General features: G+C 71.5%; 13 protein-coding genes. 6 read left to right on the forward strand and 7 right to left on the reverse strand.

What is annotated here, in order from left to right; translation table 11 throughout:
* Positions 1-189 precede the first annotated feature (189 nt).
* The 3 genes from AQJ54_RS15190 to AQJ54_RS15195 form a co-directional block, all read right to left on the reverse strand.
* A complete protein-coding gene (locus AQJ54_RS15190; RefSeq protein ID WP_062237776.1) occupies positions 190-1,128 on the reverse strand; it encodes a beta-ketoacyl-ACP synthase III in 939 nt (312 codons plus the stop codon).
* A gap of 147 nt (positions 1,129-1,275) precedes the next feature.
* Positions 1,276-1,413: an MFS transporter small subunit gene (locus tag AQJ54_RS46085; RefSeq protein WP_020141330.1), complete on the reverse strand. Its 138-nt coding sequence runs from the start codon at positions 1,411-1,413 to the stop codon at positions 1,276-1,278.
* Positions 1,379-2,713, reverse strand: a complete 1,335-nt coding sequence (locus tag AQJ54_RS15195) for an OFA family MFS transporter (protein ID WP_062237778.1) — start codon at positions 2,711-2,713, stop codon at positions 1,379-1,381. Before AQJ54_RS15195 ends, AQJ54_RS46085 begins: the two co-directional genes overlap by 35 nt.
* A 236-nt stretch (positions 2,714-2,949) precedes the next feature.
* On the opposite strand from AQJ54_RS15195, the gene fdhD reads away from it, so the two are divergent.
* The gene (gene fdhD / locus AQJ54_RS15200) at positions 2,950-3,798 is read left to right on the forward strand and encodes a formate dehydrogenase accessory sulfurtransferase FdhD (RefSeq protein WP_062237780.1); all 849 of its coding nucleotides are present in this window, start codon (positions 2,950-2,952) and stop codon (positions 3,796-3,798) included.
* A gap of 14 nt (positions 3,799-3,812) precedes the next feature.
* Here fdhD and AQJ54_RS15205 read toward each other — a convergent pair whose 3' ends face one another.
* Both AQJ54_RS15205 and AQJ54_RS15210 read right to left on the reverse strand, forming a co-directional pair.
* Complete coding sequence (locus AQJ54_RS15205) at positions 3,813-4,343, reverse strand: isochorismatase family protein (protein WP_062020942.1); 531 nt, start codon at positions 4,341-4,343, stop codon at positions 3,813-3,815.
* A gap of 19 nt (positions 4,344-4,362) precedes the next feature.
* Positions 4,363-4,800 carry a MarR family winged helix-turn-helix transcriptional regulator gene (locus AQJ54_RS15210; RefSeq protein ID WP_062237784.1) on the reverse strand — a complete coding sequence of 146 codons (438 nt, stop codon included), beginning with the start codon at positions 4,798-4,800 and terminating at the stop codon, positions 4,363-4,365.
* A 111-nt stretch (positions 4,801-4,911) separates the two neighbouring features.
* Between AQJ54_RS15210 and AQJ54_RS15215 the strand changes: the two genes are divergently transcribed.
* Both AQJ54_RS15215 and AQJ54_RS15220 read left to right on the forward strand, forming a co-directional pair.
* Positions 4,912-5,829, forward strand: coding sequence for a quinone oxidoreductase family protein (locus AQJ54_RS15215; protein ID WP_062237786.1), 918 nt, complete (start codon positions 4,912-4,914; stop codon positions 5,827-5,829).
* Positions 5,830-6,036: 207 nt separating this feature from the next.
* Positions 6,037-7,263: a DUF5005 domain-containing protein gene (locus AQJ54_RS15220; protein WP_062237788.1), complete on the forward strand. Its 1,227-nt coding sequence runs from the start codon at positions 6,037-6,039 to the stop codon at positions 7,261-7,263.
* Here AQJ54_RS15220 and AQJ54_RS15225 read toward each other — a convergent pair.
* A complete protein-coding gene (locus AQJ54_RS15225) occupies positions 7,199-8,233 on the reverse strand; it encodes a bile acid:sodium symporter family protein (RefSeq protein WP_062238638.1) in 1,035 nt (344 codons plus the stop codon). The genes AQJ54_RS15220 and AQJ54_RS15225 overlap by 65 nt on opposite strands.
* Before the next feature lie 183 nt (positions 8,234-8,416).
* Here AQJ54_RS15225 and AQJ54_RS15230 point away from each other — a divergent pair, with 183 nt between their 5' ends.
* Entirely contained in the window at positions 8,417-9,280 is an 864-nt protein-coding gene (locus tag AQJ54_RS15230; protein ID WP_062237790.1) for a LysR substrate-binding domain-containing protein, read from the forward strand.
* 37 nt (positions 9,281-9,317) lie between these two features.
* Here the strand turns inward: AQJ54_RS15230 and AQJ54_RS15235 are convergent, their stop codons facing one another.
* On the reverse strand, positions 9,318-10,310 hold the full coding sequence (locus AQJ54_RS15235; RefSeq protein WP_062237792.1) for an Lrp/AsnC family transcriptional regulator: 993 nt from the start codon (positions 10,308-10,310) through the stop codon (positions 9,318-9,320).
* Positions 10,311-10,421: 111 nt separating this feature from the next.
* On the opposite strand from AQJ54_RS15235, the gene AQJ54_RS15240 reads away from it, so the two are divergent.
* A complete protein-coding gene (locus AQJ54_RS15240; protein ID WP_062237794.1) occupies positions 10,422-11,921 on the forward strand; it encodes an MFS transporter in 1,500 nt (499 codons plus the stop codon).
* Positions 11,922-12,170: 249 nt separating this feature from the next.
* On the forward strand, positions 12,171-13,997 hold the full coding sequence (locus AQJ54_RS15245) for an AMP-dependent synthetase/ligase (protein WP_062020962.1): 1,827 nt from the start codon (positions 12,171-12,173) through the stop codon (positions 13,995-13,997).
* Positions 13,998-14,004: the final 7 nt, after the last annotated feature.

A 14,004-nucleotide genomic window follows, 5' to 3' on the forward strand; every position in this document is an offset into this window, starting at 1 on the left:
GCGGACCCGGACGTTCGAGCTTCGGCACGGATCCCTGCGGCAGTCCTGTCGACAGCATCGCGGTCCCCCTCCTCGACAGGCGGACTTGTCCATTGCGTTTTGTCTACAGTCTACGGCGTAGGGTGACCAGGTAAACCGGCAGTCGGTCTCCTCACACACCTGACCGCCCTTGTCAGGACAGCGGCTCGGTCAGGGACAGCGGACGACCTGGCCCGCATACGAGAGGTTGCCGCCGAAGCCGAACAGAAGAACCGGGTCCCCGCTGGAGATCTCGCCCTGCTCGAACAGCTTGGAGAAGGCCATCGGGATGCTCGCCGCCGAGGTGTTGCCGGACTCGGTCACATCGCGGGCGACCACCGCGTTCACGGCGCCGATCTTCTCCGCGAGGGGCTCGATGATCCGCAGGTTGGCCTGGTGCAGGACCACCGCGGCCAGGTCTGACGGGGTCAGACCGGCGCGCTCGCAGGCCTGCCGGGCCAGCGCCGGCAGCTTGGTGGTGGCCCAGCGGTAGACGCTCTGCCCCTCCTGCGCGAACCGTGCCGGCTCGCCCTCGATCCGCACGGCGTGTCCCATCTCGGGCACCGACCCCCACAGCACGGGCGAGATGCCGGGAACGTCGGCCCCCTCCACGACCGCCGCGCCGGCCCCGTCACCGACGAGCACACAGGTGGTGCGGTCGCTCCAGTCGGTCACCGCGGACATCTTGTCGGCGCCGATGACGAGCGCCCGGGTCGCCGCACCGGCCCGCACGGTGTGGTCGGCGGTGGCCAGCGCGTGGGTGAAACCGGCGCACACCACGTTGACGTCCATGGCCGCGGGCGAGGGGATGCCCAGCCGGGACGCGACCCGCGCGGCCATGTTCGGGGAACGGTCGACGGCGGTCGAGGTGGCGACCAGGACCAGGTCGATGTCCGCGGGGGCGAGCCCGGCCGCGGCCAGCGCCTTGGCGGCGGCGTGCGCGGCGAGCTCGTCGACCGGCTCGTCGGGTCCCGCGATGTGGCGGGTACGGATCCCCACCCGGGACCTGATCCACTCGTCGCTGGTGTCGACCAGGGCCGCCAGGTCCTCGTTGGTGAGCACCTTCGCGGGCTGGTAGTGGCCGACGGCAGCGATCCGCGAGCCGTTCATGGGGGTCCCCCTCGTTGCCTTGGGTAGCCGGATTCACCAGTCTGAACAGTGACTCGCGGGTACGCGGGCACGTAAGGCCACAGGAATCGGGCGCCCGAGTTGTCGGCTTCCCTCACACTCTCGGACGCCCGAACACCTGCCGAACAGTTACCCGGTGAACAGCTGGGTCGCCTTCTGGACCAGCTCGTAGAGCCCGTACGCGAGCGGCGCGCCCACCCACACCCAGGCGAGGGCGATCAGCGGGCGGCGGTCAGGCGGACTCTGGCTGCTGTCGTGCTCCGACATCGGCTGCCTCCCTCGGTGCGGGGATGTGGTGACGGACGTCGACGGGGCGGACCAGCTCGTTGGCGACGAAACCCACCACGAGCAGCCCGATCATGATCACGAACGACAGGCCGTAGAGCGCGGATCCGCTCTTGCCCGCCTCCTCCTGCCGGTCGGCGATCCAGTTCACGATGAGCGGCCCGAGGACGCCCGCCGTGGACCAGGCGGTGAGAAGCCGGCCGTGGATGGCGCCGACCTGGTAGGTGCCGAAGAGGTCCTTCAGATAGGCGGGGACGGTGGCGAAGCCGCCGCCGTAGAACGACAGGATCACCAGCGCGCACAGGATGAACAGCGGCTTGGAGGAGTCGCCGAACAGGGCGATGAGCCCGTACATCACCGCGCCGACGCCCAGGTAGAGCCGGTAGATGTTCTTGCGTCCGATCAGGTCGGAGGTGGAGGACCAGCCGATCCGGCCCGCCATGTTGGCCGCCGACAGCAGCGCGACGAAACCGGCCGCGGCCGACACCGAGACGGGGGTGGAGGTGCCCTTGAAGAAGTCCGTGATCATCGGGGCGGCCTTCTCCAGGATGCCGATGCCGGCGGTCACGTTCATGCAGAGCACGACCCACAGACACCAGAACTGGGGCGTGCGCACGGCGTTGCGGGCCGAGACCTGGGGCCCCTCGAAGGCGCTGGGGGCGCTCTCGACGGGCTTCTCGCTGCGCGGCACACGCACCAGCAGCACGCCGAGGAGCATGAAGACGGCGTACGACAGCCCGTGCACGAGGAACGCGAGCGCGATCCCGGAGCTGTCGGAGCCGAAGGACTCCAGCATCTGCGCCGACCAGGGCGAGGCGATGAGCGCGCCGCCGCCGAAGCCCATGATGGCGATGCCGGTCGCCATGCCGGGCCGGTCCGGGAACCACTTGATCAGGGTGGAGACCGGGGAGATGTAGCCGATGCCGAGGCCTATGCCGCCGACGAAGCCGTAGCCGAGGACGATCAGCCAGTACTGCTCGGTGGCAGCGCCCAGCGAGGACAGCAGGAAACCGGACGAGAAGCAGATCAGCGCCACGGTCATCGCCCAGCGCGGTCCGTTGCGCTCGACGAGGGTGCCGCCGAACGCGGCGGACAGGCCGAGCATCACGATGCCGAGCTGGAAGGGCAGTGCGCTCTGTGTGCCGCTGAGACCGAGCGCGGACTCGAGCGGCGGCTTGAACACGGACCAGGCGTAGGCCTGACCGATGGAGAGATGGACCGAGAGAGCGGCCGGGGGCACGAGCCAGCGGCTCCAGCCCGGGGGCGCGACAGGGGGACTCATGATCCCGGACGGTAGGAAGGAACCGGGGAGTTGAAAAGACGGCACGTCGACCGTATGCGATGAGCGGTATCCAGCACGCGCCGAACGGTCGTAGCGGTGGATCGGCCTCTTGCTCGCCCCCGACGGACTTCATACTGTAGACAGTATGGGCTGTGTTTCATACTCCATGTGCAGGACACTGAGATCGTGAAGGCCGTTCGGCCACCAGCACGTACAGAACCGGGACTGAGACACATATGGGACGAGTCACGGAACGACGCAAGGTGATCCGCATCCGCGACGGGGCGGTCTCGTCCCGGCCGGACACACTGGTCGCCGAGGAACCGCTGGAGATCCGGCTGAACGGCAAGCCGCTCGCGATCACCATGCGCACACCCGGGGACGACTTCGCGCTCGCCGCCGGTTTCCTGGTGAGCGAGGGAGTGCTCGCCGAGCAGGACGATCTCCAGAACATCGTCTACTGTGCGGGCGCCACGGTGGACGGCTCGAACACCTACAACGTCGTGGACGTGAAGACGGGCCCCGGTGTGGTGATCCCCGACATCACGCTGGAGCGGAACGTCTACACGACCTCGTCCTGCGGACTGTGCGGAAAGGCGAGCCTCGACGCCGTCCGGACGACGGCCCGCTGGCCGATAGCCGACACCCCTCCGGTCCGTGTGGACCCGGAGCTGCTGGCGACCCTGCCCGACCGGTTGCGCGCGGCCCAGCGGGTGTTCGACCGGACCGGCGGCCTGCACGCCGCCGCGCTGTTCAGCGAGGACGGCGAACTGGTGGACGTACGGGAGGACGTGGGCCGCCACAACGCCGTCGACAAGCTGGTCGGCCGTGCCCTGCAGAGCGGCGACCTGCCGCTGTCCCGCACCACGCTGCTCGTCTCCGGCCGGGCCTCCTTCGAGCTCGCGCAGAAGGCGGTGATGGCCGGCATCCCGGTCCTCGCGGCGGTGTCCGCGCCGTCGTCGCTGGCGGTGGACCTGGCCGCGGAGACGGGGCTGACGCTGGTGGGCTTCCTGCGGGGCAGCTCCATGAACGTGTACGCGGGCGAGCACCGGCTGGCACTGGAGACGGCGGTCGCCACGAACTGACCGCGCCGGGGGGCTCAGTCCGCCGAGGTGAAGCGCACCTGATCCGCCGTCACCACCGTGCCCAGGCGCGGGAAGTCGAGCCTGGTGGACGCCTCGTGCTCGGCCGTGGTGAAGGCGGCCATGGCGTCCTCGACGAAGACCAGGTCGTAGCCGAGGTCACCGGCGGCGCGGGCAGTGGACTCGACACCGAGGTTGGTGGCGATCCCGCCGAACACCAGCGTGGTGACGTCGTGTTCCCGCAGGCGCGCGTCCAGGTCGGTGCCCTGGAACGCGCCGATGGTCCGCTTCACGATCTCGATGTCGCCGTCCCGGGCGAGACCGGCCACAAGTCCGCTGCCGGGCGGCTGGTCGGCGACGCCGGGCCGCTGAACGCGCACCAGCACGACGGGCGCGCCGGCCGAGCGGAACGCGGACGCCAACTCCTCGGCGGCGGCGAGCACTTCGGTGCCCTTCCGGGGCTCGAGGGGCAGCGCGACGATACGGTCCATCAGGTCGACGAGCACGAGGGCGGTGCGTGCGGGGTCGAGCGCGAGGGGTGCGGTCATGACGGAACGTTATCCGCCGTCAGCCCTCCGTGCCGGAGATCCGGATCAACAGGCCCAAGAACTGCGCGCGTTCGGTGGCCGAGAGCTGGGCCAGCAGCTCGTCGTTGGCCTGCCGGGCCGCCCTCTCGCAGCGCTTGAGCAGCCGTGCACCCTCGGCGGTGAGGGACACCGCGTTCTTGCGGCGGTCCGTGGGGTGCGGCTCGCGCAGGACGAGGCCGGCGGCCTGGAGGTCGTTCAGGATGCCGACGAGGTCCTTGGGGTCGAGGTGCACCCCGCGGCCGAGGTCGGCCTGGGCGACGGGGGCGAGGTCCCGGACGGCCGAGAGCACCACGTGGTGCCACATCTTCACGCCCTCCGCGGCCAGCGCCTCGGCCACCAGGGCCCGGCCTCGGGCGGCGGCACGGCCGAGGAGCCAGCTGGGGAGGGAGCGGATCGCAGGGAGGGGGGCTTCGGCCATGAGGTCAGCCTAGCCACTTTTCGTTGGACTTCCCAACGACTGCTCCCCTATCGTTGGAATCCCCAATGAATTCCTCGTCGGGGTCACACCCATCCACGGGAGGTCGGTCCGATGCGTCGGGTCCGTTACGAGTCCACAGGTGGCCCCCTGTTCCTTGAGGAGGTGCCGGTGCCACAACCGGGGGCCGGCGAACTCCTCGTACGCTGCGAGGCGGTCGGTGTCACGCTGCCCGTCGTCCGCAAGGTCACCGAGGCCCCGGAACCGGTGCCCCTCGGGGGCGAACTCGGCGGGGAGGTGGTCTCCGTGGGCGCCGGGGTCACCCGCTTCCGTCCCGGTGAGCGGGTCACCGGCCTGTGCTTCGGGCATGGGTACGCCGACTTCGCGCTCCTGCACGAGGCCATGGCGTCCCCGATACCCGACGACGCCACGTCGGTCGACGCGGTCGCGCTGGTCCGCGGCGGGCTTGTCGCGCTCGGGTCCCTGGAGGCGGCCCGCCCCGAACCCGGCGAGTCGGCCCTGATCACGGCGGCCGCGAGCGGGGTCGGACACCTCGCTGTGCAGCTAGCCCGCATCCGGGGCGCCGCTCGCGTGGTGGGCGCGGTCTCCGACGCGGCCAAGGCGGACTTCGTGCGGGCGCTCGGCGCCGACGCCACCGCCCTCTACGGGGACGGCAGTTGGGGCGACCCGGTGGACTACGTCCTCGACGCGGTCGGCGGCGACCTGCTCACCCCGGCACTCGCGGCCCTCGCCCCGGGCGGGCGGCTGGTGGCGTACAGCTCGGGCGGCGGGACGATCCAGGCGTACGACCTCCTCGTCGGCGCGAAGTCCGTGACGGGCTTCCAGATGGCCCGGATCTCCCGGGAGCGGCCGGAGTTGTACGAGAGGTGGCGGCGGGACCTGTGGCGGATGTTCTCGGCAGGCACCCTCCGGCCCGTGGTGCACGGGGAGTTCGCCCTGGAGGACGCGGCGAAGGCACACGCGGCGATCGAGTCGCGGAGCAACCTGGGAAAGGTGGTGCTGCGTCCGTGACCGCCGCCACCTCACGGATCGCCGCACAGCGCACTCTGCGCGTCCCCAGGCCCACCGCCGGGACACCCGGCCCGCACACCGCCTCGCGGACACCTCCCGCGACCACCGCCCCCGACACCCAACCCGCACACCTTCCTTCGCCACCGCCCCGCGCCCCCGTCCCGCCCCCATGGACCAGCCGCCCCCCAGCCGCTAACGTCGCCAACCGTGCCCGAGGACGGACGAGTGCGGCGGTGGAGCGGGAGCGGGGTCGGTCTGCTGCTGGTGCTGGTGCTCGTGGCCGTCGGGGTGGGCGTGCTGACCGGCCGCGACGGGGGTGAGAGCACCGGCTGCACGCCGCGCACCATCGGCGCCTGGTCGGCCGACGACCGGCTCACCGCCGAGTTCGCCCGGTACGGCGACGACCCCGCCCGCGCCGACGACTGGACCGGCGGGGACGGCACGCACTCGGTGCGGCTGCCGGACGGCCGCTTGCTGTGGCTGTTCTCCGACACCTATCTCGGCGCGGTGCACGGTCCGCCCAACCCGTTCGGCGAGCCGTACTCCTGGCGCGACACCACCGCCCCGCTGGTGCGCAACTCGGCGGTGCTGATGCGCGGCGGCCGCCTGGAGACCACCCTCCCCGCCCCGCTGTTCCCGGACCCGGCCCCCAACCAGTGGCGCTGGCCGGTCGCGGCCCGGGTCGAACCCCGCTCCCCCGGCTCCGCCGAAAAGGTCGTCCGGGTGCTGCTGTGGGTGCGGACGACGGGCCCGTACCCGTGGATCTACGGCGTCCCGACCGCCACCGAGGTCGCCACGCTCTCCCTTCCCGACCTGCGCGTCGAGTCCGTCACGAAGGTCCTGGACGAGCAGCGGGTCGAGGACCCGTCCCGGCGGGTGCTGTTCGGGACCACGCTGGTCGGGGACAGCGAGTGGACGTACGTCTTCGGGGGCGACGACGGGCAGGCCGCGTCCCGGAACGCGTCCTCCGCGTACGTGGCCCGGGTGCCGGCCGGCGGCCTCGCGGAACCGGGCGCCTGGGAGTACTGGGACGGCTCGGCGTGGACGACGGGCGCCCGTCCGCGTCCGGTGCTCGGTGACGGGCAGCGTACCGGGGTGGGCAGCGCCTTCTCCGTCGTACGGCAGGACGGGACGTACGTGCTGTTCACCATGGCCGCGGGGACGAAGGGACTCGCGGCGGTGACGTCGTACTGGGCCTGCTCCCCCACCGGGCCCTGGCACGGCCCCGAGGGGGACTTCACCCCGTCCCTGCCCGCGGGCCAGGTCGCCGCCTACAACCCGCAGACGCATCCCGCCGTGTCCGGAGGCGGCCGGCTGGTGCTCAGCTACGACGTCAACTGGCTGGAGACGGCGGGGGCTTCGGCGCAGCTCAACCGGAACGTGTCGCTGTACCGACCGCGGTTCGTGACGCTGAGGCTGGTCCCGCGGCGCTGACCGCCGCCGTCTCCCCCGCCTCGGCCGGGACCGGGTCCTGCGAGCGACGCTTGGCGATCACCGCGCAGACCATCAACTGCATCTGGTGGAACAGCATCAGCGGCAGCACGGCGAGCGAGGCGTGCGCGCCGAACAGGACGCTGGCCATGGGCAGTCCGGAGGCGAGGGACTTCTTCGAGCCCGCGAACTGGATGGCGACGCGGTCCTCCCGGTCGAAGCCGAGCACCTTGCCGCCGTACCAGGTCAGGGCGAGCATCAGGGCGAGCAGGACGGCCTCGACGACCATCAGTCCGCCGAGCCTGAGCGGGCTCACCTGGTGCCAGATGCCCTGGACCATGCCCTCGCTGAACGCGGTGTAGACGACCAGCAGGATCGAGCCGCGGTCGACCAGCCCGAGGACCTTCTTGTGGCGGGTGATGAACGCGCCGATCCAGCGGCGGGTCACCTGCCCGGCCAGGAACGGCACGAGCAGCTGGAGCACGATCTCCAGGAGCGAGTCGGCCGAGAACCCGCCGCCGCTGCTGCCGAGCAGGGCGGCCGCCAGCAGCGGGGTGACGACGATGCCGACCAGGGAGGAGAAGGAGCCGGCGCAGATCGCGGCGGGGACGTTGCCGCGGGCCATCGAGGTGAAGGCGATGGAGGACTGGATGGTGGAGGGGACCAGGGTGAGGAAGAGCAGGCCCTGGTAGAGCGGGTTCGTCAGGAAGACCGGGACGAGTCCGCGGGCGGCGAGGCCCAGCAGCGGGAAGATCACGAAGGTGCAGGCGAGCACGGTGACGTGCAGCCGCCAGTGCTTGAGGCCGTCGAGGGCCTCACGGGTGGAGAGGCGGGCGCCGTACAGGAAGAAGAGGAAGGCGATCGCCGCCGTGGAGGCTCCGGAGGCCACGTCCGCAGAGGTTCCGCGCGCCGGCACGAGGGCGGCGAGGCCCACGGTGCCGAGCAGCAGCAGGATGTACGGGTCGACCGGCATCCAGGCCGGCCACTTCAGGCGCTTCACGATGCTCCACTTACTCAAGTTCGACGGCGGTACGAGGACATGCCGGGTGTCTCCCCTCAGGGCGGGAGTTCCCCCTCCATCGTCCTCCTTCACTCCTTGATCGGGAATCCCGCATACCACTCTGACTGTCATCACGTTTCGCGATAACCTGCCGGTGTGTACGACCCGTCGCAGTTGCGTACGTTCCTGGCGGTGGCGCAGACGCTGAGCTTCACGCAGGCCGCCCGGCGGCTCGGGCTGCGCCAGTCGACCGTGAGCCAGCATGTCCGGCGCCTGGAGGACGCGGCGGGGCGGCAGCTGTTCAGCCGGGACACCCATTCCGTGGAGCTGACCGAGGACGGCGAGGCGATGCTCGGCTTCGCGCGGCGGATCCTGGAGGTGCACGACCAGGCGACGGCGTTCTTCACGGGCACGCGTCTGAGGGGGCGGCTGCGGTTCGGGGCGTCGGAGGACTTCGTGCTGACCCGGCTGCCGGAGATCCTGGAGGGCTTCCGGTACGACCATCCCGAGGTCGATCTGGAGCTGACGGTCGAGCTGTCGGGCACGCTGCACGAGCAACTCGCCGCCGGGAAGCTCGACCTGGTGCTGGCCAAGCGGCGTCCCGAGGAGCCGCGCGGTGAACTGGTGTGGCACGACCGGCTGGTGTGGATCGGGGCGGAGCGGCTGCGCCCGGACACCGAGCGGCCCGTGCCGTTGATCGTCTACCCGCCGCCGGGGATCACCCGGGCGCTCGCCCTGGAGGCGCTGGAACGGCAGGGGCGGGAGTGGCGGATCGTCTGCACCAGCGGAAGCCTGAACGGCCTGATCGCGGCGGCGCGGGCAGGGCTGGGCGTGATGGCGCACTCCCGGGGGCTGGTGCCGCCCGGCCTGGTGCGGGTGCCGGACCGGTTCGGACTGCCGGAACTGGGACGGGTCGACTTCGTCCTGGTGCACGGCCCACGCCGCACCGCGGCCCAGGGCGCGGCGGACGCCCTCGCCGCAGCGATCCTGGCAGCCGGCGACCGCCTCCACCGAGCCTGACCCACCGGCGCTGAGCAGACCCCCCGTCCCGTGCCCCCTACCGCCCCCGCTCCCGATAGGTCAGTTGCTTGATTCGGCGCAGGAACACCGTCGTGTCCACGTGCCGTACCCCCTCCAGCTGCCCCAGTGGGCCGCTGAGGTAGGCGTACAGGTCGGCGGTGTTCCGGGCCAGTACGGAGGCGATGATGTTGCAGGGGCCGGTCGCCGCCGACGCGTGGGCGATGCCGGGATGGCCGGCCAGCGCCTCGCCCACGGAGTGCAGCGCGGAGGGTGCCGCGGTGATCCACAGGAGGGCCGAGACCGGGTGGCCGAAGATCCCCGGATCGCACTCCGAGTCGACGAACACGGCACCCGACGCGAGCAGCGCCGCTAGCCGGCGTCTGGCGGCGGACTCGGTGAGACCCGTGGCCCGCTGCAACTCGGGGTAGCCGGCCCGCCCGTCCCGCTCCAGCGCGGCCAGCAGCGGCTCGTCGTCCGGGGTGATTCGCACGTGGCCCGGGGCCGCTTCGTGACGGGGACGCAGCGCCTCGGTCTCCGCGGCGGTGAGCGCGCCGAGCTTGGAGACCCAGCTCTGCGCGCCGCCGTAGAAGCGGTGCAGCAGTTGGTGTGCGCGGATCTCCATCACGCTGGGGGTACGCGGGAGTTTGCCGAGCAGCAGGTCGTCGTGGTCCCCGGAGCTGCGCGGCCGGGTCATGCACAGGACCTCGGTGCCGCCCGAGGCGAGGCCCACCCAGGAGGTGTCGGGGCGCTTGGCCAGCGCCTCCGCGATGGCCGGCGCGCTGTCCGGGGCGCAGCGCACCCGCAGCATCCACTGGTCCTCGCCGAGCCGGTGGGCGTCCCGCATCACCACGACCCGCAGCCCGCCGTCGGCGCACAGCCTGCGGTAGCGGCGGGCGACGGTCTGGTCGGAGACGCCGAGCACCGCGGCGACACGGCTGAAGGAGGCCCGGCCGTCGAGGGCCAGCGCCGACAGCAGCCGTCGGTCGAGTGCGTCGAAGCCGGGCGAGGAGGTGTGGGATTCCGTCTGCACAGGGCCCTCCGGTATCGGATTCCGGCACCGAGGCGCCCCCAGCCGTGCCGTTCGGCCGGTGTGGCCCATCGTACGAAGTCGTTCGCATCCGTCGCAGGAGGAGTTGAGGACATGCGTACATGGGGGCCGCTTACGGCCGTCTGTCTGAGCACGTTCATGTTGTTGCTGGACGTGACCATCGCGGTGGTCGCGCTGCCGGACATGGCGAGGTCGCTGGACGCCTCGCTGAGCGATCTTCAGTGGGTGATGGACGGCTACGCGCTGGCGCTGGCCGCGCTGCTGCTCGGCGCGGGGGCCGCGGCCGACATCCTGGGGCGGCGCCGGGTGCATGTCGTGGGGGTCATGGTGTTCGCGGCGGCCTCCCTGATGTGCGGGCTGGCGAGCGGTCCCGGGATGCTGGTCGCCGCACGCGCGGTGCAGGGGCTCGGGGCGGCCGCGATGCTCGCGACCACGCTGCCGCTGCTGGGCTCCGTCTACCAGGACAGGCGGCGCTCGGTGGCGCTCGGTGTGTGGGGCGCGGTCAGTGGTGCCGCGGCCGCGGTGGGGCCGCTGCTCGGCGGGGTGCTGACGGACGGGCCGGGCTGGCGGTGGATCTTCTACGTCAATCTGCCGGTGAGCGTGGCCGCGGTGTGGTTGACGCTGGGGGTCGTACCGGAGTCGCACGGTTCGCGCGAGCGGCGGATCGACTGGGCGGGCACGCTGACCTTCGCGGCCTTCGCGGGCGGGCTGACGTACGGGGCGGTACGGGCCGGGGAGCACGGCTGGGCCGAGACGGGCACCCTGCTGGTGTGCGCGGCGGCCGTCCTCGCGCTGGTCGCCTTCGTCGTCGTGGAGTGGCGCGGCGCCGACCCGCTGCTGGACCCGCGGCTGTTCCTGAAGCCGGCGTTCTCGGGGGTGATGGTGGGCGCGCTCGCCTTCAACGCGGCCGCGTTCAGCCTGATGGCGTACGACTCGATCTGGATGCAGACGCTGCTCGGGATGAGTCCGGTGCGCGGTGGGCTGGTCTTCCTGTGGCTGTCGCTGTCGTCGTTCGTGGTGGCGGCGGCCGGTGGCCGGCTGCTGCACGGGGTTCCGGCGCGGATCACCGTCGGGGGCGGTCTGCTGCTGACGGGCACGGGGCAGTTCTGCGTGACCGGCCTGGACGCGACGTCGACGGCGTCCGCGCTGGTGCCGGGGATGGTGCTGCTGGGTGTCGGTACGGGACTGGTCGCGCCCGGCATCGCCGGCGCCGCGCTGGCCGCCGTACCGCAGGACCGGGCCGGGATGGCGGGCGGAGCGGTCAACGCCTTCCGGCAGCTCGGGTTCGCCCTCGGCATCGCCGTGTACGGCACGGTGCTGACCTCGCGGATGCGGGACACCCTGCCGGACGACGCGGCCCACGCGCTGGCCGGCGGGGCGGCCGGTGCGCTGCGGGGCGCCTTCTCCGAGCGTGCGCTGCGAGCGGCGTTCGCCTCCGGTCTGAACTCCGCCGCCGTGGTCGCGGGGCTGACCGCGACGGTCGCCGGGGCGCTGGTGCTGGCCCTGGTCCGGACGGATCGCGCGACGCGGAGCGGAGTGACAGATTCCGGGCCGGCGGCGCTGAAGGAGGAGAGGGTCGCCCCTCGGGGGTGACCGGTTCGCAAGGGGCGTGAGCCGTAAGCGGGTCGTACAGATTCGGTGGAGATTACGGCTCCGAACCTCTCTCAAACCGTCGGTTCTGTGCCCGACCCTTCCCCATGTGAGCGTATTTTCCGGCAGCTACCTCACGGTACGTGAGCAGCGTTCGGTTTCGACCCCTCTCCCGTCGGATGCCCGGGTGGGGTAGCTTTCACGGCGCTGTGCGGAGCGTCACTGAGCGCCAGGGAGAGCGGGGAGCGGGGTTTGCGCGAGTTCACCAACCCTCCGTTGGCGTTGGCACCCCCGGTGGGCGGACTGGCCGACGTCGTCTTCGAGCATGCCCGCGACGACCCCATGCACATCGCCCTCGGCCGCAAGGACGAGGCCGGCCGCTGGCGGGACGTGACCTCGGCGGAGTTCCGCGACGAGGTCATGGCCCTGGCCAAGGGACTGCTCTCCCAGGGCATCCGCTTCGGCGACCGGGTCGCGATCATGTCCCGCACCCGCTACGAGTGGACGCTGTTCGACTTCGCGCTGTGGACGATCGGCGCCCAGGTGGTGCCGGTCTACCCGACCTCCTCCGCCGAGCAGTGCTTCTGGGCGCTGTACGACGCCGAGTGCACGGCCGCGATCGTGGAGCACGAGGACCACGCCATGACGATCGCCACCGTCATCGACCGGCTGCCTGCGCTGCACCGGCTGTGGCAGCTGGACTCCGGCGCGGTGCAGGAGCTGTACGACGCGGGGGCCGCCATCGAGGACGAGGTGGTGCACCGCCACCGGCAGGCGGTCACCCCGGACTCCGTCGCGACCATCATCTACACCTCGGGCACCACCGGCCGCCCCAAGGGCTGCGTGATCACCCACGGCAACTTCATGTACGAGGCGGACACCGTCATCGAGCGCTGGGAGCCGGTGTTCCACTCGAAGAAGGGCGACGAGGCGGCGACCCTGCTGTTCCTGCCGCTCGCCCATGTCTTCGGGCGGATGGTGCAGGTGGCCGCGATCCGCGGCGGGGTGCGGTTCGGCCACCAGCCGCAGATGAACGCGGCCGCCCTGCTGCCGGACCTGGCCGCGTTCAAGCCGACGTTCTTCCTGGGCGTGCCGTACATCTTCGAGAAGGTCTTCAACGCCTCCCGCCGCAAGGCCGAGAAGGAGGGCAAGGCGGGTCCGTTCGAGAAGGCCGTCGACGTGGCCGTGAAGTACGCGGAGGCCATGGAGGCCAAGGCCTGGGGGCTGGGACCCGGCCCGTCGGCGGGGCTGCGGATGCAGCACCAGCTCTTCGACAAGCTCGTCTACTCCAAGATGCGGGCCGCGATGGGCGGCCGTATCAAACAGGCCATGACCGGCGGTTCGGCGATGGACCGCAAGCTGGGGCTGTTCTTCGCGGGCGCGGGCGTGCACATCTACGAGGGGTACGGCCTCACCGAGTCGACGGCCGCCGCCACCGCCAACCCGCCCGAGCGCACCCGCTACGGCACGGTCGGCCAGCCGATCCCGGGCATGACCGTGCACATCGCGGACGACGGCGAGATCTGGCTGTACGGCGACAACGTCTTCCAGGGCTATCTCAACAACGAGAAGGCCACCGACGAGGCCCTGCACGACGGCTGGCTCGCCACCGGCGACCTGGGCTCCCTGGACGAGGACGGCTATCTCACCATCACCGGCCGCAAGAAGGAGATCCTCGTGACCTCCGGCGGCAAGAGCGTCTCCCCCGGGGTGCTGGAGGAGCGGGTGCGCGACCATCCGCTGGTCTCGCAGTGCATCGTCGTGGGCAACGACCGGCCCTATGTCGCCGCCCTGGTCACCCTGGACCAGGAGGCAGTGGAGCACTGGCTGGCGATGCACGACAAACCGCGGATGGCCCCGGCCGAGCTGGTGCGCGACGCCGACCTGGAGACCGAGGTGCGGCGGGCGGTGGTCGCCGCCAACACCCTGGTCTCGCAGGCCGAGTCGATCCGTACCTTCCGTATCCTCGCGCAGCCCTTCACCGAGGAGCACGGACTGCTGACGCCGTCGCTGAAGCTGAAGCGCAAGGCGATCGAGACGGCGTACGCGAACGAGGTCGAGGCGCTGTACCGGGCCTGACGGTTCG

This window comes from Streptomyces griseorubiginosus (assembly GCF_001514195.1).
Lineage (GTDB): Bacteria > Actinomycetota > Actinomycetes > Streptomycetales > Streptomycetaceae > Streptomyces > Streptomyces griseorubiginosus.

What these genes read in the sequence shown, in the direction of transcription:
- AQJ54_RS15190 (WP_062237776.1), bottom strand. Translation starts at nt 1,128, where the DNA reads ATGAACGGCTCGCGGATCGCTGCCGTCGGCCACTACCAGCCCGCGAAG.
- AQJ54_RS46085 (WP_020141330.1), bottom strand. Translation starts at nt 1,413, where the DNA reads ATGTCGGAGCACGACAGCAGCCAGAGTCCGCCTGACCGCCGCCCGCTG.
- AQJ54_RS15195 (WP_062237778.1), bottom strand. Translation starts at nt 2,713, where the DNA reads ATGAGTCCCCCTGTCGCGCCCCCGGGCTGGAGCCGCTGGCTCGTGCCC.
- fdhD (WP_062237780.1), top strand. Translation starts at nt 2,950, where the DNA reads ATGGGACGAGTCACGGAACGACGCAAGGTGATCCGCATCCGCGACGGG.
- AQJ54_RS15205 (WP_062020942.1), bottom strand. Translation starts at nt 4,343, where the DNA reads ATGACCGCACCCCTCGCGCTCGACCCCGCACGCACCGCCCTCGTGCTC.
- AQJ54_RS15210 (WP_062237784.1), bottom strand. Translation starts at nt 4,800, where the DNA reads ATGGCCGAAGCCCCCCTCCCTGCGATCCGCTCCCTCCCCAGCTGGCTC.
- AQJ54_RS15215 (WP_062237786.1), top strand. Translation starts at nt 4,912, where the DNA reads ATGCGTCGGGTCCGTTACGAGTCCACAGGTGGCCCCCTGTTCCTTGAG.
- AQJ54_RS15225 (WP_062238638.1), bottom strand. Translation starts at nt 8,233, where the DNA reads ATGCCGGTCGACCCGTACATCCTGCTGCTGCTCGGCACCGTGGGCCTC.
- AQJ54_RS15240 (WP_062237794.1), top strand. Translation starts at nt 10,422, where the DNA reads ATGCGTACATGGGGGCCGCTTACGGCCGTCTGTCTGAGCACGTTCATG.